This is a genomic window from Bradyrhizobium monzae (genome assembly GCF_021458635.1).
In the GTDB taxonomy this organism is placed as follows: domain Bacteria; phylum Pseudomonadota; class Alphaproteobacteria; order Rhizobiales; family Xanthobacteraceae; genus Bradyrhizobium.
The window spans coordinates 103,371-126,817 of the sequence record NZ_JAIRDQ010000003.1 but is presented as its reverse complement, the minus strand read 5'-3'; the positions used below and the strand labels follow the sequence as shown (position 1 = coordinate 126,817).

The 23,447-nt window shown below is 63.4% G+C and carries 21 protein-coding genes and 1 pseudogene; 10 read left to right on the top strand and 12 right to left on the bottom strand.

What is annotated here, in order from left to right; all coding sequences use genetic code 11:
- Positions 1-5 precede the first annotated feature (5 nt).
- The 3 genes from K3F49_RS14110 to K3F49_RS14100 all read left to right on the top strand — a co-directional run bounded on the left by K3F49_RS14110 (position 6) and on the right by K3F49_RS14100 (position 2,710).
- Entirely contained in the window at positions 6-1,073 is a 1,068-nt protein-coding gene (locus tag K3F49_RS14110) for an alcohol dehydrogenase (protein ID WP_234681550.1), read from the top strand.
- 126 nt (positions 1,074-1,199) lie between these two features.
- Positions 1,200-2,279 carry an isocitrate/isopropylmalate dehydrogenase family protein gene (locus tag K3F49_RS14105; RefSeq protein ID WP_234681549.1) on the top strand — a complete coding sequence of 360 codons (1,080 nt, stop codon included), beginning with the start codon at positions 1,200-1,202 and terminating at the stop codon, positions 2,277-2,279.
- Positions 2,280-2,311: 32 nt separating this feature from the next.
- Positions 2,312-2,710, top strand: coding sequence for an ASCH domain-containing protein (locus K3F49_RS14100; protein WP_234681548.1), 399 nt, complete (start codon positions 2,312-2,314; stop codon positions 2,708-2,710).
- Between the two features lie 47 nt (positions 2,711-2,757).
- On the opposite strand, the gene K3F49_RS14095 is transcribed toward K3F49_RS14100, so the two are convergent.
- The 7 genes and pseudogenes from K3F49_RS14095 to K3F49_RS14065 form a co-directional block, all read right to left on the bottom strand.
- Complete coding sequence (locus K3F49_RS14095; RefSeq protein WP_234681547.1) at positions 2,758-3,048, bottom strand: hypothetical protein; 291 nt, start codon at positions 3,046-3,048, stop codon at positions 2,758-2,760.
- Positions 3,049-3,191: 143 nt separating this feature from the next.
- Positions 3,192-4,076: pseudogene (gene fusA / locus K3F49_RS14090) on the bottom strand (elongation factor G); the annotation flags it as partial.
- A gap of 229 nt (positions 4,077-4,305) precedes the next feature.
- Entirely contained in the window at positions 4,306-5,046 is a 741-nt protein-coding gene (locus K3F49_RS14085) for an acyl carrier protein (protein WP_234681546.1), read from the bottom strand.
- Positions 5,047-5,285: 239 nt separating this feature from the next.
- Positions 5,286-6,101, bottom strand: coding sequence for an enoyl-CoA hydratase (locus tag K3F49_RS14080; protein WP_234681545.1), 816 nt, complete (start codon positions 6,099-6,101; stop codon positions 5,286-5,288).
- 107 nt (positions 6,102-6,208) lie between these two features.
- Positions 6,209-7,558 (bottom strand): L,D-transpeptidase family protein, encoded by a 1,350-nt coding sequence (locus K3F49_RS14075; RefSeq protein WP_234681544.1) that lies wholly within the window; start codon positions 7,556-7,558, stop codon positions 6,209-6,211.
- Between the two features lie 351 nt (positions 7,559-7,909).
- Positions 7,910-8,281: a helix-turn-helix domain-containing protein gene (locus K3F49_RS14070; RefSeq protein ID WP_027546544.1), complete on the bottom strand. Its 372-nt coding sequence runs from the start codon at positions 8,279-8,281 to the stop codon at positions 7,910-7,912.
- Between the two features lie 29 nt (positions 8,282-8,310).
- The gene (locus K3F49_RS14065) at positions 8,311-9,360 is read right to left on the bottom strand and encodes a LysR family transcriptional regulator (protein ID WP_234681543.1); all 1,050 of its coding nucleotides are present in this window, start codon (positions 9,358-9,360) and stop codon (positions 8,311-8,313) included.
- A 470-nt stretch (positions 9,361-9,830) separates the two neighbouring features.
- On the opposite strand from K3F49_RS14065, the gene K3F49_RS14060 reads away from it, so the two are divergent.
- Both K3F49_RS14060 and K3F49_RS14055 read left to right on the top strand, forming a co-directional pair.
- Entirely contained in the window at positions 9,831-10,097 is a 267-nt protein-coding gene (locus tag K3F49_RS14060; RefSeq protein WP_234681542.1) for a hypothetical protein, read from the top strand.
- Between the two features lie 208 nt (positions 10,098-10,305).
- On the top strand, positions 10,306-11,037 hold the full coding sequence (locus tag K3F49_RS14055; protein ID WP_234681541.1) for a cytochrome c biogenesis CcdA family protein: 732 nt from the start codon (positions 10,306-10,308) through the stop codon (positions 11,035-11,037).
- Here the strand turns inward: K3F49_RS14055 and K3F49_RS14050 are convergent.
- Positions 11,034-12,170: a mandelate racemase/muconate lactonizing enzyme family protein gene (locus K3F49_RS14050; protein WP_234681540.1), complete on the bottom strand. Its 1,137-nt coding sequence runs from the start codon at positions 12,168-12,170 to the stop codon at positions 11,034-11,036. The two genes, K3F49_RS14055 and K3F49_RS14050, sit on opposite strands and share 4 nt — an antisense overlap.
- 16 nt (positions 12,171-12,186) lie before the next feature.
- Positions 12,187-13,644 carry a sensor histidine kinase gene (locus tag K3F49_RS14045; RefSeq protein WP_234681984.1) on the bottom strand — a complete coding sequence of 486 codons (1,458 nt, stop codon included), beginning with the start codon at positions 13,642-13,644 and terminating at the stop codon, positions 12,187-12,189.
- A 424-nt stretch (positions 13,645-14,068) separates the two neighbouring features.
- On the opposite strand from K3F49_RS14045, the gene K3F49_RS14040 reads away from it, so the two are divergent.
- On the top strand, positions 14,069-14,302 hold the full coding sequence (locus tag K3F49_RS14040) for a hypothetical protein (protein ID WP_234681539.1): 234 nt from the start codon (positions 14,069-14,071) through the stop codon (positions 14,300-14,302).
- Positions 14,303-14,564: 262 nt separating this feature from the next.
- On the opposite strand, the gene K3F49_RS14035 is transcribed toward K3F49_RS14040, so the two are convergent.
- The gene (locus K3F49_RS14035) at positions 14,565-15,839 is read right to left on the bottom strand and encodes a serine hydrolase domain-containing protein (protein WP_234681538.1); all 1,275 of its coding nucleotides are present in this window, start codon (positions 15,837-15,839) and stop codon (positions 14,565-14,567) included.
- A 163-nt stretch (positions 15,840-16,002) separates the two neighbouring features.
- Here K3F49_RS14035 and K3F49_RS14030 point away from each other — a divergent pair, with 163 nt between their 5' ends.
- Entirely contained in the window at positions 16,003-16,920 is a 918-nt protein-coding gene (locus K3F49_RS14030) for a dioxygenase family protein (protein ID WP_234681537.1), read from the top strand.
- Positions 16,921-16,935: 15 nt separating this feature from the next.
- Here K3F49_RS14030 and K3F49_RS14025 read toward each other — a convergent pair whose 3' ends face one another.
- Together K3F49_RS14025 and K3F49_RS14020 are read right to left on the bottom strand one after the other, a co-directional pair.
- Positions 16,936-18,669 carry a bifunctional protein-serine/threonine kinase/phosphatase gene (locus K3F49_RS14025; RefSeq protein ID WP_234681536.1) on the bottom strand — a complete coding sequence of 578 codons (1,734 nt, stop codon included), beginning with the start codon at positions 18,667-18,669 and terminating at the stop codon, positions 16,936-16,938.
- A gap of 66 nt (positions 18,670-18,735) precedes the next feature.
- Positions 18,736-19,575: a formate/nitrite transporter family protein gene (locus K3F49_RS14020; protein WP_234681535.1), complete on the bottom strand. Its 840-nt coding sequence runs from the start codon at positions 19,573-19,575 to the stop codon at positions 18,736-18,738.
- Between the two features lie 698 nt (positions 19,576-20,273).
- Here K3F49_RS14020 and K3F49_RS14015 point away from each other — a divergent pair.
- The 3 genes from K3F49_RS14015 (at position 20,274) to K3F49_RS14005 (ending at position 23,435) form a co-directional block, all read left to right on the top strand.
- Complete coding sequence (locus K3F49_RS14015; RefSeq protein WP_234681534.1) at positions 20,274-21,656, top strand: MFS transporter; 1,383 nt, start codon at positions 20,274-20,276, stop codon at positions 21,654-21,656.
- A 122-nt stretch (positions 21,657-21,778) separates the two neighbouring features.
- Complete coding sequence (locus K3F49_RS14010; protein ID WP_234681533.1) at positions 21,779-22,207, top strand: globin family protein; 429 nt, start codon at positions 21,779-21,781, stop codon at positions 22,205-22,207.
- A 10-nt stretch (positions 22,208-22,217) separates the two neighbouring features.
- On the top strand, positions 22,218-23,435 hold the full coding sequence (locus K3F49_RS14005) for an NAD(P)/FAD-dependent oxidoreductase (RefSeq protein ID WP_234681532.1): 1,218 nt from the start codon (positions 22,218-22,220) through the stop codon (positions 23,433-23,435).
- Positions 23,436-23,447 lie beyond the last annotated feature (12 nt).

Here is a 23,447-nt window from a genome sequence, read left to right as displayed (position 1 = left end):
ACGCCATGAAGAGTTTCAAGGTCGCTGATTTCAAGGCGCCGCTGCAGGAGTTCGACGAGGCAACGCCGCAACCATCGGGCACGCAGGTGCTGATCAGGGTCAAGGCCGCCGGCGTCTGCCACAGCGACCTCCACATCTGGGAAGGCGGCTACGACCTCGGCCATGGCCGCAAGCCCCTGTCGTTGAAAGACCGCGGCATCAATCTGCCGCTGACGATGGGCCATGAGACTGTCGGCGAAGTCCTGGCGTTCGGGCCCGACGTGAAACCGACCGACCAGGGCGGTCTCAAGCTTGGCGATGTCGGCCTGGTCTATCCCTGGATCGGCTGCGGCAAATGCGCCACCTGCCTCGCCGGTGACGAGAACATGTGCCTGACGCCGCGCTCGCTCGGCGTCTATTGCGACGGCGGCTATTCCGATCACATGCTGGTGCCGCATCCGCGCTATCTGCTCAACCTGAAAGGGCTCGATCCCGCGTCGGCCGCACCCTATGCCTGCTCGGGCGTTACCACCTACAGCGCACTGAAGAAGGTCGAGCAGCATTTTGACACGCCGATCGTGATGTTCGGCGCCGGTGGCCTCGGCCTGATGGCGCTGTCGCTGCTCAAGGCGATGGGCGGCAAGGGCGCGATCATGGTCGACATCGACGCCAGGAAGCGCGAGGCCGCGGAAAAGGCCGGCGCGCTCGCCACCGTCGATCCCAAGGCGCCGGATGCGCTGGAGCAGCTGGCAAAGAAAGCGGGTGGGCCGATCCGCGCCGTGATCGACCTCGTCGGCAACGCTGCGACGACACAGCTTGGCTTCGACTGCCTGACGAAGGGCGGCAAGCTCGTCATCGTCGGCCTGTTCGGCGGCGGCGCGACCTGGGCCTTGCCGCTGATCCCGATCAAGGCAGTGACGATCCAGGGCAGCTATGTCGGCAATTTGCGCGAGACGCAGGAATTGCTCGATCTCGTGCGTGCCAAGAACGTGGCGCCGATCCCGGTGACGAAGGCACCGCTCAACAAGGCCAACGACGCGCTGGTGCAGTTGCAACAGGGCGCGGTGGTCGGGCGCACGGTGCTGATGCCGTAGTTCTCTTCCGTCATTGCGAGCGGAGCGAAGCAATCCAGAGTCTTTCAGCAGAGACAGTCTGGATTGCTTCGTCGCTTCGCTCCTCGCAATGACGGGCCTCTTCTTCCTTCGCGTGAGAAAATCCGCATGCCCGCAAACAACGCCTTCCACATTGCCGTGCTCGCCGGTGACGGCATCGGTCCCGAAGTCATGGCGCCCGCGCTCGAGGTGCTGCGCAAGATCGAGACAAAGTCGGGCCTGCGCTTCCGCTTCACCGAGGCTCCCGCCGGTGCCAACAATTATCTCGCCACCGGCAAGTCGATGCCGGACAGCACGATCAAGCTCTGCGAGGAGGCCGACGCGATCCTGCTCGGGGCCTGCGGCCTGCCGTCGGTGCGTTACCCCGACAATACCGAGATCGCGCCGCAGATCGAGCTGCGCTTCATCTTCGATCTCTATGCCGGTGTGCGCCCGGCGCGGCTGATTCCGGGCGTGCCGAGCCCGATCGTCGGCGCTGACAAGCGCGGCATCGATCTCGTCGTGATCCGCGAGTCCACCGAAGGCCTGTTCGCCTCGATGGGCAAGGGCGTCGTCACCCATGACGACGCGCGCGAGACCATGGTGATCACGCGCAAGACCTCCGAGCGGCTGTTCGAGTTCTCGTTTCGCCTCGCCGAGCGTCGCAAGGCACGTGGCAAGCGGGGCAGCCTCGCCTGTGTCGACAAGGCGAACGTGTTCAAGGCATTTGCGTTCTTCCGCGGCATCTTTGACGAGATCGCGAAGAAACATCCCGAGGTGAAGACCGATCGCCTCTATGTCGATGCCTGCTCGGCGATGCTGGTCAAGCGCCCCTGGGATTTCGACGTGATGGTGATGGAGAACATGTTCGGTGACATCGTCTCCGACATCACCGCGAGCCTGATCGGCGGCCTCGGCATGGCGCCGTCGGCCGACATCGGCGACAAATATGCGGTGTTCCAGCCGTGCCACGGCACCGCGCCCGATATCATGGGGCAAGGCAAGGCCAATCCCACCGGCATGATCCTGTCGACGGCGATGATGCTGGACTGGCTCGCCGACAAGCACGGGGTCGAGAGCGCGGCGGAAGCCGGCGAGCGGATCGAGCGCGCGGTCGATCAGGTCTATGCCGGCGGCCTCAAGCCGATGGAATTTGGCGGCAGCAACGGCACGGCGGACATCACGAAGGCGGTGCTCGCGGCGCTGTAGACGCGGGCGGGCGATCGGGGAGCTGGAAGACCATGAGCAAGCCGGTCGCCGAACACTATCGAGCGCTCCGGACCTTTGCCTTCGGCGACAGTCCGGCGCTCGCGGATGAATTGTTCGAGCTCGTCGTCAAGGGCGTCAAGACCGCGACCTGCAGCACGGAGGACGAGCCGAACACATCGACGCCTGGTGAGCGCTGGGTCGTGCTCGATGGACGGGGACAACCACGTTGCGTCATCGAAACCGTCGAGATCACCTACCGGCGCTTCCATGACGTCGACGCCGCCTTTGCCTACGATGAGGGCGAGGGCGATCGAAGCCTTGCCTATTGGCGCAATGCCCATCGCACCTATTTCGGCCGGCTCGGACGCTTCAGCGAAGACATGATGCTGATGTGCGAGCGCTTTCGCCTGATCGAGGTTTTCGCCGATTGACGCCGCGGGCCTCGCAAGAAAAAGGGGCCTCGCGGCCCCTTCGTCATCTACCAGCGGTGCCAGTGGCGATAGCCCCCGCCCCACCGGCGCGGGCCGTAACCGTAGAAGCGTCGCGGGCCGCCGTAATAGCCGTAGGCGCCGTAATAGTTCGGGCGCCACCAGCAGCGGCCCCAGGCGTTGCAGACCATGCGCACCTGATCGACGTGCGCGGCCGGACCGCTGGTGACCTGGTCAGCCAGCGGAATGCCGTTCGGCATCGCCGCGAGCGCTTGTCCCGACACCAGCGCGGCGCTGCCAAGAGCAGCCAGACCAAGAACAACAGCAAGTTTGAGTTTCATCGCAATCTCCCTCGTTGGTGGCGGGAGAACTTGCAGGGGATCAACTGGTTGCTATCGCAGCGCAGGGAGGCGAGGAATTTAATCTTGGTGAACAGGCGTTCACGGGAGCGGCCTCGTCGCGATGCTCATCCGCGAAGTTTCGTTCAAGCACGCATCCCGATTGCAGGCCGAAATGGTGGGTCATGCTCGGGCGAGGATGCCGGAGCGTAGTGATCGAATTTCATTGTGAAGGTTGCGCGCCCCTGGCTTATCGAGCGCAGGTCATTCACGTAACTGAACATGCGGCTGAGAGGCACCATCGCGTTGATGACAGTGGCGCCGCCGCGCGTGTCTTGCCTCTGGATCTGCCCGCGCCGCAAATTCAGGTCTCCGATGATGGGACCCAAACAGTCCTCAGGGCTCACCACCTCCACCGCCATGATCGGCTCGAGCAGCAACGGCCCAGCGTTTTCAAGCGCCTGTCGGAAGGCCGCGCGTGCGGCGATCTCGAAGGCAAGCGCAGAAGAGTCCGTGTCATGGTATTTGCCGTCAACCAGTTCGACCTTGATGTCGATCACCGGGAAGCCCGCGACCACGCCCGAGGGAAGCACGCTCTCGATCCCCTTTTCGACGCCGGGGATGAATTCTTTCGGTACCGCGTTGCCGGCGATCCTGCACTCGAACCGGTAGCCCTGGCCGGGCGCGTTCGGCTCGACACGCAGTTTGACGGCCGCGAACCGGCCTGAACCGCCCAACTGCTTCCTGTAGGTATATTCCATCTCGGCCGGCCAAGTGATGCGCTCACGGAACGCCACCTGCGGCGCCCCAACTCCGAGATCGATGCCGTAGGTGCGCCTGAGGGTTTCGAGCTTGGCGTCGAGATGGAGTTCGCTCACGCCCTTCAAGACGACCTGTCCGGTCTCGTGATCGATCGACATTTCGAAAGCAGGGTCCTCGGTCGCGAGCTTCGCCAGCGCAATGCCGAGCTTCTCCGCATCGGCCTTCGACTTCGGCTCGATCGCGATCTCGACCAGCCGCGGCTGTGAGAACATTTCGTTCGCCGTGATAAACGGATTGATTCTGGGAGTGCCGGACTTCCAGTTCACCCATTCCTGGGCCTCGTGGAACGAAACAAAGTCGGCGATCGGGATATCAGTCAGGTCGGCCCGTCGGACGACGCGCCAGCCGCCTTCTTGGAGGCGTTCGATAATGAAAGATTCCTTGGGCAGGTCGGCCATTTGACGAATATCAAACCTCAAGCACGCCGATTTCAGGCCACTAAGCCGTGGACCTCGCGTGATCGGCGAAGAACGTTGTCTGACGCGTAATTGCAAGCTCGTGTCCGGTAATCCCGCGCAAGATCGCGCCCAGCGCAAACCACCGGTCAGACGGAGCGCATTCCTTGTTCTCGGCTGTCAGTGTCGCGAAACTGAAGCCAGAAGCTTCTCGCGCCAGCTCACCGATGGTGTGGATACGCTGCGGAGCGCTCCGGGCGACAAGCCACCACGCGTAATCAAAGCCAACAAACAGTGCGCTTCCCAGAAAGAGCACAAGCCGGTAGTCCAGCGAGGTCCCAAAGGCGACCCACAAGCAGCCGAGCACGCCCAATATGAGCGGGGCCCGCCAACGGAAGATTGCCGGCTCCTTCTTTATCCGGAAAGGTGATTCCAGACTTGGAAGATCAAGGCCAGAACTTTGCGCAAGGCGACGCCATTTCGAAGCCATCGAACGAGGTTCAATTCGCTCGAGTGCTGACATGGGCGTCTGAGGTGTGATCTCGCCCTCGAGTCCCATCGTTTTGAGTGCTCGACGCAGGCGATAGAACGCCAGTTGAGACAGGCATGTCTGTGTCCCGCTTCCGGCGTTCGGACGTTTCAGTTCGATCAGATCGTGAAGCTGGCCGACGGTCCGCGTCTGCTCGGCTTCCGCTGCGGTCAGCTTGATCCCAAAGGTTCGCTCAACGTCGTGGATGACGTCCACATCATCGCCGTCGCCGACGAAGTTCAACGTGTCTTTCATGTTTTGACCATCTGACGGGTTGCCGTGATCGGAGCATGCGTTGCACTTGGTCCAATCAGCGCGGCGGCGTCGTGCCCATCCTTATCGGCCGCGGTGCGCCATGGTGTTATTCTGCCGGTGTTTTGCCCGACGTGTCAAATCTCATTGCCGCACGGCTCGCGCCATATCGAGCTTGTTGAGCAATTTCTACTTTGCATGGGGTTGTTTTCGAGATTTTTGTGGCGCGTCCAGCGCAGAGGCTACTTCCCCGAAAACTGCGGCTTGCGCTTCTCCATGAAGGCCTGCCGGCCCTCGCGGAAATCCGCGCTGTCCATGCAGGCCGTGCCGGCCGCCTTGATAGCATCCATGTCGCGGGCGCTTTGGTCCTTCAGCACCGCGGCGATGGTGATCTTGGCGGCCTTGATTGCAAGCGGCGCGTTGTGCGAGATCGTCTCGGCAATCGTCATGGTCTCGCCCCAGAGCTGATCGTCCGGGATCACGCGCTCGACGAGGCCGATGCGCAGCGCTTCGGTGGAATCGATGCGCATGCCGGTGTACATCAGCAACCGCGCCCAGGACGGGCCGACCAGCGACACCAGGTGCCGCAAGCCATCATAACCATAGGCGATGCCGAGCTTCGCCGCGGGGATGCCGAACTGGCTGTCATGCGCAGCGATGCGGATATCGGCGAGCATTGCGACCTGCATGCCGCCGCCGAGGCAAAAGCCCTGGATGCAGGCAATCGTCGGCTTCGGGTAATCGGCGAGCAGCGCGCGCTGGGCGGCGCTGCGCTTACCGTATTCCTCGGAGGCCGCCGCATTGTGGCGGGTTTTCTCGAACTGGCTGATGTCGGCGCCTGAGACGAACGCCTTGCCGCCGGCACCGCGCATGATCACGACGCGCACCGTATCGTCGTCGCGCAAGGCTGTCAGCGCCTCGCCAAATCCCTCCCACATCTCCAGCGACATCGCGTTGCGCTTGTCGGGATTGTTGAAGGTGATCACACCAATGCCGTCGGTGACCTGCTTGGTGATCTTGCCGTCGGCGTAGGGAGTTTCCTGGGAGAGATCGGGCATTGCGCGCTCGCTTGTCATTGGCGAGGCGCAATGTGCGACTTTGGCGAGGGCCGGGTCAACCGCGGCAGGGCAAGGGATCTGCATCCGGCCGTGCCGCGATTGCATGCCTACTGCGCCATATGCGCGGTCAGCGGATGGCTGCCGGCATTGCTGAAGAACGCGGCTTCTTCGGCGGTCGCCTCCAGCAACTGCTCGTCCTGATTATAGATGTCGTTGCGGAACTGGATGGTCTGGTCCTTGGTCATCCACGCCGTGAGATAGATCCAGGCCACCGGCACCTTCCTGGCCATGGCGACCTCCTGATGCTGACCCGTGGCGATTTCCGCGTCGATCGCGGCGCGGCTCCACTTCGGCTGGTCCTTGAGCAGCCAGGCGGCGAGATCGCGCACATTGTCGACGCGGGAGCAGCCGTGGGAGTCGAAGCGGTAATCGTCGCTGAAGAGATTGCGCTGGTTGGTGTCGTGCATGTAGACCGAATAGGAGTTCGGCATGTCGATCTTGACCGCGCCGAGCGCGTTGAAAGTGCCGTTCTGCTGGCGCACGGTGAAGTTTGGCGTGTGCGCGCCCGACCAGTCGACCGAATGCGGGTCGATCGGATTGTCGTGGCCGTCGAGCACGTCCATGTGCATGCGCGACAGATAGGTCGGGTCCTTGCGCATATGCGCGGAGATCTCGGTCTTTGCGATCGAGGAGGGCACGGTCCAGGTCGGGTTCAGCACCACGCCGGTGATCTGGGCCGTCAGCGTCGGCGAGGGCTTTTCGGTCTTGCCGACGATGACGCGATAGCGCCGCACCACGATGTCGTTCTCGATCGCCTCGGCAAAGGCGGCGGGAATGTTGACCACGACATAGCGCTGGCCGAAGCTGAAACTGCTGTTCTCGAGCCGCTCGAGCGATGCCTCCAGCTGGCGGATGCGCTTTTGCACCGTGACGTTCATCGCCGCGAGCGTGCGTGGCGTGATCAGGCCCGTCGGCGCAAGACCGTGGCGGGCCTGGAAGCGCTTCACACCGTCCGCGAGATCCTGGTCGAAAGCGCCGCTCGCTTTCTCGGCCGCGAGGTCGCCCGAGAGGATCAGCCGCTTGCGGAGGAGGTCGTCGTTGGCGCCCTGGACGCCGGGCGCGAACTTGGCGTCCGCAGGGATCGCCGGCCAGCCGCCGCGCACCGCGAGATCTGAATAGCTCAGCGCCGCGTCCTTGATGCGCTGGGCGGTGCCTTCGTCATAGGTCGGCTCATGCGTCAGCGCGAGAGCTGCGGCCGAGCGGCTCTCGGCTGTCGAAGCCGGTGCCGCAGGGGCGGCCTTGGGGGCGGCGGCGTGAGCCGGGTTGGCGGCTGTCGGGACTATGCCGGACGGGGTGGCGGCCTTGGGCGTGGCCTGGCCCGTGGTCTCGGTCTGCGCGAGCGCGGAAGCGCTGGCGAGGAGGCCGATGGCAATGATCACGGCATGGCGTTTCGACATCTGTCTGGTTTTCCCCATGAGGCAATTCCCGGCCGCTGTGCTGCGTGCGCCGATTCCCGAAATCGGCGAGAAGCTAGGGCATCGGAGTTGCGGTCCCATTAAGCACGGCGCATCGAGGCCCCGTGTGTCCAACGCGGAGGCTCTCGATTAGGTCGCAACAAGGCTGGGGCGGGTTCGCGAAAACCGCGACGAATACCAAAAAAAAGGGGCGGCCAAGCCGCCCCGAAGATCGAAGGCCACGCGCGTGGGCGCGCAAGCGCTTATCCTGCCAATCAGGCCTCGCCCAATCCAGCCGCGCCCCCGCGGCGCGGCGGATTGAACATTGGCCGTGAAGGCCAGACCGTCAATCGATCAGGCTTCGTTCGCCGCGATCGATTCCATCAGCGAGACGAGCTGACGCTGCACCGTCTGATCCTTGATCTTGCTGTAGGCGCGCAGCAGGCGAAGGCTGAAAGCCGAGTCCAGGAACAGGAGGCTTTCGACTTCGCGGGCCTTGTTGTCGCCGTCATAGAAGAAGGTCACCGGCACATCGAGGGCGGAGGCGATCTGCTGAAGCCGAGCCGCGCCGACGCGATTGACGCCCTTCTCGTATTTCTGGACCTGCTGGAAGCTCACGCCGAGCTTTTCGCCGAGCTCGGCCTGCGAGATCTTCATCTCGACGCGCCGCAGACGGATCCGCTTGCCAAGCTCGATGTCCGGCTTGCCAGCACTGCGCTGCTTCATTCTCTTCGCCGCTGCTTTCATTTTATTTTTCACCTTTGTTCTTCGGTTGAAAATCCCCCGAAGAGCTGGGTCAGGGGTTCGCCCATATACGAGTCCTTGAATTCATGCGGATGCACGAATTCTTCCTTAAACCACGGGAAGCGAGCTGGATTGAAAGCTTCGATCAGCCAATCAATCATGTGCCGCACGCGGGGAATCCGGCCACTACCAGGGTGGTAGGACAACCAGATATCCAGCGGTCGGTTCAACTCGACTTCCAGTGGAATTAACTTCCCGCCCAGCGCAATGGCATAGCTCGGGAATACGCCGATGCCGGCTCCATTCGCGACCGCCCAGTAGTTGGCGCTCGAGACGTTGGTCTTCATGACCAGAAGGTCACGTTCCGGAACGCCCGGGAAGAAGCTCTCAAAGGTTTCCTTGGCGGCGATCTGGTCGGCGAATTGCAGCACCAGGCGGTGCTTGATCAATTCCACCGCCGAACGTGGCGCGCCATATTTCTCGACGTAACTTCTCGAGGCCCAGAACATCAAATGCATGCGGCCGAGCCGCACCAGCTTGACGTCGAGCGCCGACGGCCGCGACAGATGGATGGCGACGTCGGCCTCGTGGCGGGACACGTCGGCCGAGCGCATCGCGCAATGCAGGTCGACGATGATCTTCGGATAGGCCTGCTGGAATTCGACCAGCCGCGGGGCGAGCCAGAATGTCCCGAGTCCCTCGGTCACGGCGACGCGGACTTCGCCGGACAAAGCGCTGGCCGTCGAATCGCTCGTGCGCAGCACATCGAAGGCCGCCGCCTCCATGCGCTCGACGGCGGAGACCACCAGCGCGCCTTCGTCAGTGAGATGGGTGCCGTGGACGTCGCGGGTGAACAGGGTGGTGCCGGTCTGGCGCTCGAAATCATCGATTCGGCGGCGGACCACATTGATGGACAGGGACAGGCGTTCTGCCGCCGAGCGGAAACTGCCGCATCGAACGACTTCCAAGAAAATGCGGGCCGCATCCCAATCGGAGAGGCCGCTGATGTTTGTCTTTAGGCGTTCCTCCAGTGGAACGCCCCTTTCCGCCAAGGAGTGCATACAAGTCCCTTCGGGTCGCTAAACTGGCAGAATCTAGCGCAAACCACAACCACGACGGGTTGGGGAACGGTGAGTTTTGAACGCCATACTTACCGCGCCCGAAGTGGTATTTTAGTGTGCTTGGGATTGGGATCGGGCAAGTTATTGCCCGGAAGAGGGGTTAGTCGTGCGTTCCGTTGCAAGCCTCGAAGTGGCTGCAGGATTGCCGGGTTTACGTGCACCGGAGGGTGACGTGCGAAATGTCGTGCGCCCTCGTGGGATTGATCGATCGCGCGAGACCAAGCGTTTCAACTTTGACCGTTCCGACTTGCGTCGCGTGGCGATGCCGACTGGAACCGCGGTTTCGACGCAGAAACACATAGAAATCAACTTCGAGGGCGCTGATTCCCCATGCTATCCTTGGCTCTCTCTGGGGGCCGAGGGGATCGTTTCAAGCGCGTCTCGCAGCCCGAATTAACGGAAAGAACGCCGTGTCGCATTCAGACGAACAGTTGCAGTCGGTGCTCGAGACGCTCGAGGGGTGCCGCAAGGTTCTCAATGAGAGCAGCAGCCGCGAGTCGGCTGAGCTGCTCTCGATCGTCATCCTCGATGTCAGGATGAAGCTCAAAGGAATTGACAGCGCCGACCTCAAGGCGCTGTGCGACGAAATGCTGCGGAGCGCTGCCAGCGAACCGCTGCCCCCCTCCAAGCAGACGCAGGACCAGCCCCGGCGTCCGCTGCTCCGCGTGGTGAAGTAGCCGCGCCGCCGAATCTCGCTTTTTGGCGAGATTTGTGCGCGTCCCGATGCCGCATCTGTGATCGCAGACGGCATCGGGAGGAGCCTTGGTTTGATCGCGCCTCTGTTGCGCATTCCCCGGCATCGGCTACACCAGAGCCGGTTCGGCCCCGGCCATGCGCGCGTTCCCGGCGCGCTGCCTGAGGGCCCGGGATGGCTCCGACTGCATCATGCAAAATGTTTCGATTACGGCGGCGCTGATTGCCGGCCTCGTCAGCTTCCTCTCGCCGTGCGTTCTGCCCCTGGTTCCGCCCTACCTGATCTATCTCACCGGCGCCACGATCGAGCATGTCGAGAGCGACGAGCCCGCCTCCGCCTCCAAGCGCGCGATCATGATGGCGGCGCTGCTGTTCGTGCTCGGATTCTCGACGGTGTTCGTGGCGCTCGGCGCCAGCGCCTCGCTGATCGGCGGGCTGATCCGCGCCTGGTCGGCGGAGCTGTCGATCCTTGCCGGCATCGTCATCATCATCATGGGCCTGCACTTCCTCGGGCTGACGCGGATCGGCCTGTTGATGCGCGAGGGGCGCCTGACCGCGCCAAGGCCCGTCGGCCTCTGGGGGGCCTATGTGATGGGCCTCGCCTTCGCCTTCGGCTGGACGCCCTGCATCGGCCCGATCCTCGCTGCGATCCTGTCGATCGCCGCGGCGGAGGCGACGGTGACGAAGGGGGCGGGGTTGCTCGCGGTCTATTCCGCGGGCCTCGGCATTCCCTTCCTGATCGCAGCCCTGATGATCGAGCAGTTCTCAAAACTGTTCGCGCGCATGAAGGGCCAGCTCGTCAATGTCGAGCGGGCCATGGGCGTGTTGATGGTGATCACCGGCATCGGCTTCCTCACCGGTGCGGTCTCCAATGTGAGCATCTGGCTGCTGGAGACGTTTCCGGCGCTGCAGACGATCGGTTAGGCGTTCATCGCGAATCGCGCCAGCGCCTCGCGGTCGATCTCGACGCCGAGCCCGGGACCGTTGGGCACGCGAACAACGCCGTTGGTGTGCTCGATCGGCTCTTTCAAGATCGCCTGCCGGATCGGATGTTCGGTGCGGTCGAATTCCAGCAGCGGTTCGAGCGGCGCCAGCGAAGTCGGCGTGTGCGACGGCAGCACGGCGAGAAGCTGGAGCGAGGCCGCGATCGCAATCCCGGTGCCCCAGACGTGCGGATTGTAGCGGATGCCGAACGCCTCGCTCATGTCGGCGATCTTCTTGCATTCGGTGAGGCCACCGGCCGCGCAGGGGTCGGGCTGGGCGATATCGAGCGCGTGCGTGGCGAACAGGTCGCGGAAGCCGAAGCGCGTGAACTCGCACTCGCCACCGGCGATCGGTATCGTCAGCGCCGATTTCACCGCGCGATAGCCGGCAACGTCCTCCGGCGGCACCGGCTCCTCGAACCATCCGATGTCGTGGGGCTCGATCAGCCGGCCGAGCCGGATTGCGGCGACCGCATCATAGGCGTGGTTGGCGTCGACCATCAGCGCGACATCGCCGCCGATCGCCTCACGCACGCCGCGCGTGACCGCGGCGTCCTCCGCGATGCCGAATCCGATCTTCAGCTTCACGGCGCGGAATCCTTCCGCGGCATAACCGGCCGCTTCCTCCGGCAAGTATTTCAGCGGATCGCCCGATTTGCGCCGGTAGAGCCCGGTCGCATAGGCCTGTACTTCTTTTCGCGCGGCGCCGCCGAGCAGCTGGTGTGCGGGCACGCCAAAATGCTTGCCCTTGATGTCCCACAGCGCGATGTCGATGCCGCTCAAGCCCTGGATCACGATGCCCTTCTGGCCGTGATCGCGCAGGCGCGCGTAGATCGTCTGCCACAGCACGTCGGTGCGCAGTGGATCCTCGCCGACCAGCCAGGGTGCGACGCCATCGACGACAGCCGACGTCATGCGAGCCGGCCCGTAGCATTCACCCCAGCCGGTCAGGCCCGCGTCGGTCTCGATCTCGACCAGCATCGCAGTGCGGGTGTCGTACCAGGCGCGCGAATAAGCGAAGGGCTGCGAGAGCTTCGCTTCGAGGATGTGCTCGCGGATCCGAGTGATCTTCATTGCCGATATCCTTCGTTCACCGGGTTTCATCCAGGGCGCAAATCACCGTGCAGACGACGCCGCGCGGCAAAAAGTCCACGGTCGCCTCGCCACCTAGCTGGTCGCGTGCGCTGCGCTCGATCAGACGCGAGCCGAAGCCGCGCTGCACCGGCGCCGTCACCAATGGCCCGCCTGTCTCGGTCCAGATCAGCCGGAGCCGTGGCTTCGGCGTGTCCTCCATGATCTGCCAGTCCAGCGTCACCCGGCCGGTCTCGTTGGACAATGCGCCGTATTTCGCGGCGTTGGTCGCGATCTCATGCACGATCATGGAGAGCACCACGGCCAGGCGCGGCGACAGCGGTACCGCGGGGCCATTCATCCGGATGCGGCCCGGATTTACCAGCAGGAACGGCTGCAGCGCGCGCGCGATCACGTCCCTGAGTTCCGAGCCTGCCCATTTCTCCTGGCTGAGGAGATTATGTGCCTCGGCCAGCGCGCCGAGACGCCCCTCGAACTTGGTGCGCTCGTCGCGGCTTGCGCCGCGGAAGGTCTGCACCGCGATGGCCTGCATCAAGGCCAGCGTGTTCTTGACGCGGTGGTTGAGCTCCTCGACCAGCAGATTGTGCAGCATGTCGCCGCGCGCGATCGTGGTCGCCATCCTGACCGCAAAGGTGAGGCCGACCAGCAGCAGCACGCCGCCGATCAGGCCGGTGATCGCGATGTTGCGCCAGAGCGGTTCGATCAGCGAGCTCTCGGTGACGCCGGCGGCGACGGTCCAGCCGGTCAGCCGCGACCGTGTGTAGGCCGAGGCAAGCGCAACGCCGTCGAGCGACACGCTCGACAGAACCGCCTCGGGTGAGCGGAACATCGCCTCGTACAGCGAGGGCGAAGCCTGCTTGCCGAAGGTCTCGTTCGGATTGGGGGCGCGCGCGAACACGACGCCCTTGCTGTCCAGCAGCGACACGGTCCATTGCTCGTCGGGGCGCTGTCGCTCGACCAGATGCTGGAAGATGTCGATCGGCGGGCTGAAGGACAGCGAGTAGATCACCTCGCCGTCGCTCAGCACGGGGACTTCGACCGTGACGATCGGGCGCTTCTTGGTAGATCCGGTGAACAGATCGGAGAATTGCGGCGTCTTGCTCGCGAAGACCCGTTCGACGATCTCGTGATTGTTGCGCGGTGGCAGGCTCGCCGTGTCGGTGGTCAGCGTCGAGAACAATTGGTGCCCAGACTTGTCGGCCAGCAGCAGCACGCTGTCCTCACCGTACTGGTTGATGAACCCGGCTGCCGATCGCCGGAAACTGTCGAAGTCACCTCTGCGCAAGGATTCGCTGAGCGCGAGCACCTGCAGACCGCCCGTCATCCGCTGCACTTCGGAATCGAGCACGAGGCGCATGCTTCGCACTGTCTCGAGCACCCGCCGCGTCGCGTCGCTGCGGTCCTGCCGATAGTTGGAATAAGCGAGACCGACGGCGAAAACGATCAGCGGCAACATCGTTCCCGCAACCAGGAGAGCGAGCCGGACCGGCAAGGTGAGCTTTGACAACGCGGGCGTCCCGGTTCCAGCGCTGCGGCGCCGGATTTTGATTTTGGACAGAACCATACGGGCAGGACTTGCGCGGCGCCACGATTTTCATCTCCGGCAAGCAGGCCGGAATGGCAATTTTGCAGCGCAGCCGCCGGCGCTTCAGCTCATGCCGATTGCCGTGAGCAGCAAACACATGGCGTACACGGCCGCCAGGCTCAGCCCGGCGATCCGGGCTTCTCGATGCGAAGTCATGGTGGGATCTACTCCGAGAGGCGACCGCTTGTTCAACATCCCTCTGAACGTGACGTTCCCGGCGGATAGGAACAAATTGCCATTTTTTCCCGTTTGTGAATCGACCGGGGTTTGGAATGCCCGGCAATTGGAGGAGAACATGAAATTGAGGATCGTAACCGCAGCGCTGATGGTTGCTGCATTTTCCCTGCCGGCGTTCGCAGCCGACGAATTCTACGTCGTGCAGGACGTCAAGACCAAGAAGTGCACCATCGTCGACAAGAAGCCGATGGACACATCCATGACCGTCGTGAGCCCGTCGGGCACGGTCTACAAGTCGCGCACCGAGGCTGAGAGCGGCATGAAGACCGTCAAGGTCTGCACGTCAAACTGACGAGGATGACACAATGCCAGTTCTCATCTTGTGGGCCGTGCCGGCCGTACTGGTTGTCGGCGGCGGCATCTATCTGATCGGCCACTTCCACTAGACAAAATAGCAACGGGCTCGCTGATCTCTCACGAAGCCCGTTGCCATCGTGTATGTCTCGTCATGGCCCGGCTTGTCCTGGCCATCCACGCGCTTGGCCAAGTGGAACGAAGAACGTGCATGCCCGGGCATGACGACCTCTCGCAAATCTCAAGAGACGTTCGTGATCTCAGAGATTGCTCTCGGTGATCGCGGCGTAGACCATGCTGCGCAGCTCGCGCCGGATCGGGTAGGCGCTCGACGGCAGCACCTGGGTCATGAAGATGGTGATCAGTTCCTCGGCGGGATCGATGAAGAACGAAGTCGTGGCTGCACCGCCCCAGGCGTATTCACCCGCGCTGCCCGCGATCAGCGTCTCCGATGGACGCATGGTCACGGCGAAGCCGAGACCGAAGCCGATGCCGTTGTAGGCGGCTTCCGAAAACAGCGAGCGCGACAGTTCGGGCAGCGCGTGGCCGCCGGGAAGGTGGTTGCTGGTCATCAGCGCCAGGGTCTTCGGCCCGATCAGTCTGACGCCGCCGAGCTCGCCGCCGTTGAGGAGTGCGCGGCAGAAGGTGAGATAATCCGCCATCGTCGAGCACAGCCCGCCGCCGCCGGAGATGAAGGAGGGCGGCGACAGGAACGAGCTCGTGGTCGGGTCGTCCTGGAGCGTGAGGCCTTCGCGGCGCTGGCCGGCATGGAAGGTGAATCCACCACTGGGATCGGCGTTGTAGCAGGCGGCGAAGCGGTGCGCCTTCGAGGCGGGCACGTGGAAGTCGGTGTCGGTCATGCCGAGTGGATCGAGGATGCGTGTTTTGAGGAACTGCTCGAACGGCATCCCGGAGATCTTGCCGACGAGATAGCCGAGCACGTCGGTCGCGACCGAGTAGTTCCAGGCCTCGCCCGGCGAGAACTCCAGCGGGATTTTGGCAAGGCTATCGATCATGGTCTGCAGCGTGCCTGCTTTCTCGACCTCGCCGATCTTCTCGGCGCGATAGGCCGCATCGACATTGGAGCGCTGCTGGAAGCCGTAAGTCAGCCCGGACGTGTGGCGCAGGAGGTCGACGATCAGCATCGGCCGGGACGGCGGCCGGGTCAGGAAGGCCGGCGAAGTGCCGGCGACGAACACGCCGAGATTCGTCCATTCGGGGATGTATTTGGCGACAGGCTCGTCGATCGCGACCAGGCCTTCCTCGACCAGCATCATGAAGGCGACGCTCGTGATCGCCTTGGTCATGGAATAGATGCGGTAGATGGTGTCGTCCTTGACCGGCACCTTGCGCCCGATATCGGCAAGGCCCTGCACGGAGCTGTGGGCGATCTTGCCGCGACGGTAGACGAGGAGATGCGTGCCCGGGAAGCGGCCGGCATCGATGTAGCGGGTCTTCAGATGGGCATCGACGCGGTCGAGCGCGGCCTTGGACATGCCCACGGATTCGGGCGAGGCGGGGGTAGGGGCGAGCATCGGTTCCTCCGGGCGGTTTTGTCGGCAAGTTGATAGCCGAAATGATGGCCTCATTCCCAGCGGGTCGCGCTTAACGCAGGGCCGCCGGTTGGTGTAGGCTCCGGTCTGGAACGCCTCCAGGGAGCCCAGCCGGGCCAACGAGAAAATCTAGGGCAAACGCACCATGACGCAGTTCAACGAGACCGAACTCACCGAAGCCGTCGTCAAAAGCTTCGACAACACCCCAAATCCGCGAGCGAAATTCCTGCTCCAGGAATTGGTGAAGTCGCTGCACGATTACGTGAGCAAGACCGGTCTCAGTTTCGAGGAATGGGACTACGCCATCGATTTCCTGACCCGCACCGGCCAGAAGTGCACCGACACCCGGCAGGAGTTCATCCTGCTGTCCGACGTGCTCGGCGTTTCCATGCTGGTCGATGCCGTCAACCACCGCGACCGCGATGGCGCGACCCAGACCACGGTGCTCGGCCCGTTCTATGTCGGCGAGCACAAGGTCACCGCCCACGGCACCGACATCTCGCCGAACAATCTCACGGGCGAGCGGATGTTCGTGCAGAGCCGCGTCACTGATCTCAAGGGCAAGCCGCTCGCCAATGTTCCTGTCGATGTCTGGCATGCCGACGATGACGGCTTCTATGATTCCCAGAAGGCGAATTATGACGAGGTCGGCGCCTCGGCGCGGGCGCGCTTCATCACCGACAGCGATGGCCGATTCTTCTTCCGCACCATTTTGCCGTGCAGCTATCCGATCCCGACGGATGGCCCGGTCGGCGAGATGATCATGCAGACCAAGCGCCATCCGATGCGCCCGGCGCATGTGCACTTCCTGGTCAATGCGAAGGGCTACGAGCCGCTCATCACCCACGTCTTCATGGACGGCGACAAATATCTCGATTCCGACGTGGTGTTCGGGGTCAAGGATGACCTCGTCGCCAAGGTCGAACCGCGCAGCGATCCGGCGATGCCCGACGGCGCCAAGGCGAACGGGCAATGGCACCTGATGACCTATGAATTCCACCTCAAGCCCGGTGGCGGCATCGCGCCCAAGCCGCTGGGGACGAAGGCGGCCGAGCCGGCCTGACCGAGATCGGTCCTACTAGCGCGCATGCAGCAGCGCGAGCAGGGTCACGACGGCGCATGCCAGGACCACTGTGGTCAACTTCCAGAACAGAAGCGGATTGCGCTCGAGCAGCGGCGTGGTCCGCGTGCTGAGATAGGCCGGATTCGGATTCCTGAGCTCGTAGGTGAATTCGGACAGGTCCTCGTGGCGCTTGTTGGGATCGGGATGCAGCGCCTTGCGCAGCGCGCCGTCGATCCAGACGGGGACAGCGCGGTCGTCGTGGCTGGCCGGACGATACCTCAGCTTCCACGCGTCCGATCGTCCCCGGATGCGGGCGATCTGGGCACCGTAAGGCAGATCTCCGGTCAACATCTGGTAGCAAATCACGGCCAGCGAGAACATGTCCGAGCGTGGTGAGCCGCCTTCGCCGAGAAAGTATTCCGGCGCGGTGTATTGCACCGTACCGAGGATTTCTGCGTCGGCCGGATGTGGCGAGGCCTCGACGATTCCGGCGACCTGGACCGCGCCGAAGTCGATGATCTTCGCGGTGCCGGTCTTGTCGATCAGGATGTTGTCGGGCCTCAGGTCCTGATGCAGCATCTCCATGCGGTGAAAGGCGCGCAGGCCCGTCGCGATCTGGTCCACGATGCCGCGGACGGTCTCGAGGTCGGGGCGCGGATTGTCCAGCATCCATTGCCGCAGCGTCTGCCCCTCGATGAACTCGGTCACAACGTAGAGGTAGTTGCGTCGTTTGGACCGCGTGCGGGGTTTCAGCACATGGGGGCTGTCGATCCGCCGCGCGATCCATTCCTCAATCAGGAAGCGCTTCAAATAGGCGGGGTCATCGCGCAGATCGATCGAGGGGATTTTCAGGGCGACCATCTCCTCGGTCTCGGTGTCGACCGCAAGATAGATGTGGCTGCGGCTGGAGGCGTGCACTTCACGGACGATGCTGTAGCCATCGAATAGTGCCCGCGGTTCCGGAAGCGGCGGCAACGGCAGCTCCGTCGTGCCGCCGAAAATGTCGGACGAACCGGTCTGCGGCACCTCGTCGATGCGCAGGATCTGGACGGTGATGTTGTCGTCGCTGCCGCGCCGATGGGCCTCCTCGACGATGGATTTCGCTGCGCCATCGAGATCGCCGGCATGGGCATCGAGCGTGCTGGTGACGAAGCGATGATCGGCGAACTCGTAGGCGCCGTCGGTGGCGAGCAGGAAGATGTCGCCCTTCTCGATCTGGAGCGCCTGGTAGTCGATCTCGATCTGCGGATTGATCCCGAGCGCGCGGCCGAGATAGGTCTGCTCCGACGAGACGATGACGCGATGGTCTTCGGTCAGCTGCTCGAGCGCCTTGCCGGCGACGCGGTAGATCCGGCAGTCGCCGACGTGAAAGATGTGGGCCATGGTCGATTTGACGACCATTGCGGTGAAAGTGCAGACGTAGCCCTTGTCGCGCTCGTAGGCGCACTGGCTGCGTCGCGTTTCCGCGTGCAGCCACGAGTTCGTGGCTTCGAGCACGCGCCGCGCCGACGTCTTCACCGTCCAGGATTCTGATGTGCAATAATAATCGCTCAGGAAGCTCTTGACCGCCGACTCGCTTGCGACCTGGCTCACGGCGCTGCTGGAGATACCGTCGGCCAGCACGACGGCGATCCCCTTCAGGCTCAACAGCGGCTCCGCCGGGATGAGGGCGCCGTGAAAATCCTGGTTGACCGGCTTACGCCCCTTGTCGGAGTGCTGCCCGATCGAAATTCGCAAGCCCCGGCCCATCCTCGCCACCAATGCAAAGGGAGCCTCACCTTATCAGGCGAGGCTCCCTTGTTGACCATCGATCGATCAGGCCGCGGCGCGGGTCTGCGCCTTCGCAGCCGGCTGGCGCTTCGGCTTCGTCAGCACGTGCGTCGTGTAGAGCGTCAGTCCGGTGAAGGCGAGGCCGCCCACGAGGTTGCCCAGCACGGTCGGGATCTCGTTCCAGATGAAGTAATCCATGATCGAGAATTTGGCGTGGAGCATCAGGCCTGACGGGAACAGGAACATGTTCACCACGGAATGCTCGAACACCATGTAGAAGAACACCAGGATCGGCATCCACATAGCGATCACCTTGCCGGGGACGGTCGTGGAGATCATCGCGCCGACGACGCCGGTCGAGACCATCCAGTTGCAGAGCATGCCGCGGATGAACAGCGTCGCCATGCCGGCGGCACCATGCGCCGCGTAGCCGAGCGTTCGGCCTTCACCGATATTGCCGATGGCCGCGCCGACCTTGTCGGGGTCCTGCGTGAAGCCGAACGTCGTGACGAAGGCCATCATGAAGGCCACCGTGAGCGCTCCGGCGAAATTGCCGAGGAACACCAGCCCCCAGTTGCGTAATACGCCGCCGAGCGTGACGCCGGGCCGCTTGTCGATCAGCGCGAGCGGCGCGAGCACGAAGACGCCGGTCAGAAGGTCGAAGCCCAACAGATAGAGCATGGAGAACCCGACCGGGAAGAGCAGCGCGCCGATGATCGGCTGGCCGGTGTTGACGTTGATGGTGACGGCGAACCAGGCCGCGAGTGCCAGGATGGCGCCGGCCATATAGGCGCGGATGACCGTATCCCGGGTGGACATGAAGATCTTGGATTCGCCTGCGTCCACCATCTTGGTGACGAATTCCGAAGGCGCGAGATACGACATCAACAGCTCCTTTGCTCGTGTGAACGATCGACCCGGCTCGTGCCGGATCGACGCCTCTGTCAGACCAATGAGCTGTGCGCGCGCCCCGCGGGACGGGGACGCGGAGCGGAGAAGAGCACCGACATGCGCAAGGGATAGCATCACGATGACCGCGCCTTGGCGGACCAGCGAACAGGCTTCCCAGTGGCCATCGGTGGCTTAACGCTCCGGCTCACTGTCAGTCATCGTTGACTAGGCAGAACAAAAGCAATCGATGTGCCAGACCGGCCGGCAAGCAGGTGACAACAGGCTGGGCCCGATTTTTTCGCTGTTTGGAAGGAGATACACCTCCCCGGCCGTGCCTCATCGGCTCCGGCAGATCGCCCGATGACGAAAAAACGGGCGCGTGCCCAAGTCTTGTGCGACGCACAATCAACAGGCGAATCTGCATTCAAGAAATGAGCGCGTCGCTGGTTTTTGATGCAATTATAGGCGTGATTATTTTTTCATCAATTGCATCAAGTTGCTGTATTTATTTAACTTTCCAACGTTGATCGGTTTGGCACGGAGCTTGAATTAAGGGTTTCGACGCCATCGACGCCGTCACCGAGCAATCATTCAAATCGTGACACCGCCGAAAACGGGGGCCTCCCCGAGCGTGCATCCGTGCGCCCCCGCGTCAGTCGGTGTCCCGCTTCCTACGAAAGGGAATTTTTCCAATGAAGGAAAGCAATCCGACGTGGATTTCTGACTGGCGCCCCGAAGATGAGGCGTTCTGGAATGCGGGCGGCAAAGCCGTCGCCCGGCGTAACTTGATCTGGTCGATCGTCGCCGAGCATATCGGCTTCTCCGTGTGGCTGATCTGGAGCATCGTCGCGACCAAGCTGCCGCAGGCGGGTTTCCACTATTCGACCGACGAGCTGTTCCAGCTCGTGGCGGTGCCGGGCCTGATCGGCGCCTTGATGCGCTTTCCCTATACGTTCGCTGTCACCACGTTCGGCGGCCGCAACTGGACCATCTTCAGCGCGGCGGTGCTGTTCATCCCGACGCTGGCGCTCGCCTACTTCGTGAGCCAGCCCGACACGCCGTTCTGGCTGATGCTGTTGATCGCGTCGACAGCCGGTCTCGGCGGCGGCAATTTCGCCTCCAGCATGACCAACATCTCGTTCTTCTTCCCGGACCGAATGAAGGGCTCGGCGCTGGGTATCAATGCTGCGGGCGGCAACATCGGCGTCTCCAGCGTGCAGCTCGTGACCCCGATCCTGATGACGCTCGGCGTCATCAACCTGTTCCAGGCCACGCCGGTCGGCGGCGTCTATTTGCAGAACGCCGGCTTGATGTGGGTGCTGCCGATCGCGATCGCGGTGTTCGGTGCGGCGTTCTTCATGAACAACCTGACCTCGGCCAAGTCGTCGGTGAAGAACCAGCTCGCGATCGTCAAGCGCAAGCACACCTGGATCATGGCGGTCATCTATATCGGAACGTTCGGTTCCTTCATCGGCTACTCCGCGGCGTTCCCGCTGCTGATCAAGACCCAGTTTCCGACGGTGACGATCTCGATCGCGTTCCTAGGTCCTCTGGTCGGTTCGCTATCGCGCCCGCTCGGCGGCTGGCTCGCCGACAAGGTCGGCGGCTCCATCATCACTTTCTGGAATTTCATCGCGATGGCGGCGGCCACGATCGGCGTGCTGTACTTCGTCGGGCAGAAGGACTTCACCGGCTTCCTGTCGATGTTCTTGATCCTGTTCCTGACCACGGGCATCGGCAACGGCTCGACCTACCGCATGATCCCCTCGATCTTCCGCGAGCAGAATCTGTTCAAGGTGCGCGGCAAGGGCGAGGCGGCGCGTGCGGATGCGTTGAAGACGGCGAGCGTCGAGAGTGGCGCAGCAGTCGGCTTCATCGGCGCGGTCGGCGCGATCGGCGGCTACCTGATCCCGAGCAGCTTCGGAAAGTCGATCGCAGCGACTGGTGGTCCGCAGCTCGCGCTAGCGATCTTCCTCGTGTTCTACGCCGCCTGCCTTGGACTCACCTGGTGGTTCTACCTGCGCCGCGGCCCGCAGACTGAAGGCGCGCCAAGCCTCGCCGAAGCGCGGGTCTAATACTCGGTACGCAACTCGCTTCTCCCCGCACGCGGGGAGAAGCCGCTCTGATGAAGTTTGACCCATGAACCTTGTTCGCAACGGCGCGGACAAAGGCAGACCGAAACAGACAGGAGAACATCATGACGCCACAGCAGATCGCCCTCGTGCAGCAAAGCTTTTCCAAGGTCGCGCCGATTTCAGAAGCAGCCTCAAAGTTGTTCTACGACCGCTTGTTCGAAGTGGCGCCGTCCGTGCGTGCGATGTTTCCCGAGGACATGACCGAGCAGCGCAAGAAGCTGATGGGCATGCTCGCCGCTGTCGTCAGTGGCCTGTCGAATGTCGAGACGATTCTTCCCGCGGCGTCGGCGCTCGCCAAGCGCCACGTCGCCTACGGCGCCAAGGCCGAGCACTATCCCGTGGTCGGCGCGACCTTGCTGTGGACTCTGGAGAAGGGGCTCGGCGACGCCTGGACGCCCGAACTCGCAACCGCCTGGACCGACGCCTATGGCGTGCTGTCCGGCTACATGATTTCCGAGGCCTACGGCGCACAGGCGCAGGCCGCCGAATAGGAGATGCCTTGTGAGTGAACCACTGGTCATCGTCGGTAACGGCATGGCGGCTGCGCGTCTGGTCGATGAACTCGCCAAGACTGCGCTCGGCCGCTACGCGGTTGCCGTCATCGGCGATGAGCCGCGGCTCGCTTACAATCGCGTGCTGCTCTCCTCGGTGCTGGCCGGCGAAACCGGCTCGCACGAGATCGAGCTGCGGCCCGCCGACTGGTGGCGCCATCGCGGCGTCACGGTGCGCTACGGCTACCGCGTCACCGAGATCGACACCGGCCGCCGCGAGCTGAAAATCGCAGGTGAAGAGAGCATGGAATATTCCAAGCTCGTGCTCGCCACGGGATCGACACCGCTGCGGCTGAACGTGCCCGGCGCCGATCTCGCCGGCGTGCATACGTTTCGCGACACGCGCGATGTCGACCTGCTGCTGACGCTGGCGGCCGCGAAGAAGCGCGTTGTTGTGGTCGGCGGTGGCCTGCTCGGGCTCGAAGCGGCCTATGGCCTGGCGAAAGCCGGCGCGCCCGTGACGCTGCTGCATCTGATGGACCGGCTGATGGAGCGCCAGCTCGATGGGCCGGCCGCCGATCTGCTCAAGACGCTGGTCGAACGCAAGGGCATCCGCATCCTGCTCAATGCCTCGACCGCGCGCATCCATGGCGAGCGCCAGGTCGAAGCCGTCGAGCTTGCCGACGGCAGCCGCGTCGAGGCCGACGCCGTGATCTTCGCCGCCGGCATCAGGCCGAACATCGCGCTGGCCAGGGAGGCCGGCATCGCGGTCAACCGCGGCATCGTCGTCAACGACGAGATGCAGACGGCGTCGCCCGACATCTACGCGCTCGGCGAGTGCGCCGAGCATCGCGGCACCTGTTACGGCCTGGTCGAGCCGGCCTATGAGCAGGCGCGCGTTCTGGCGCGGCATCTCGGCGGCCGTCCCGCCGCGTATCAGGGCAGTGTGGTCTCGACCAATCTGAAGGTCTCGGGCGTCAGCGTGTTCTCCGCCGGCGACTTCGTGGGCGGGGAGGGCAGCGAGAGCCTGCTGCTGACCGATCGCAGGCGCGGCACCTACAAGAAGCTTGTGATCGCCGACGGATGTCTCACCGGCGCCGTCTTGATCGGTGATACCGCCGACGCGCTCTGGTATCTCGAGCTGATCCGTACGCGCGAGAAGATCGCCGGGATCCGCGCCGACATGATGTTCGGCCGCGCGCTCGCGCTGCCGTCCAGAGCTGCTTGATGGAGGCGGCTT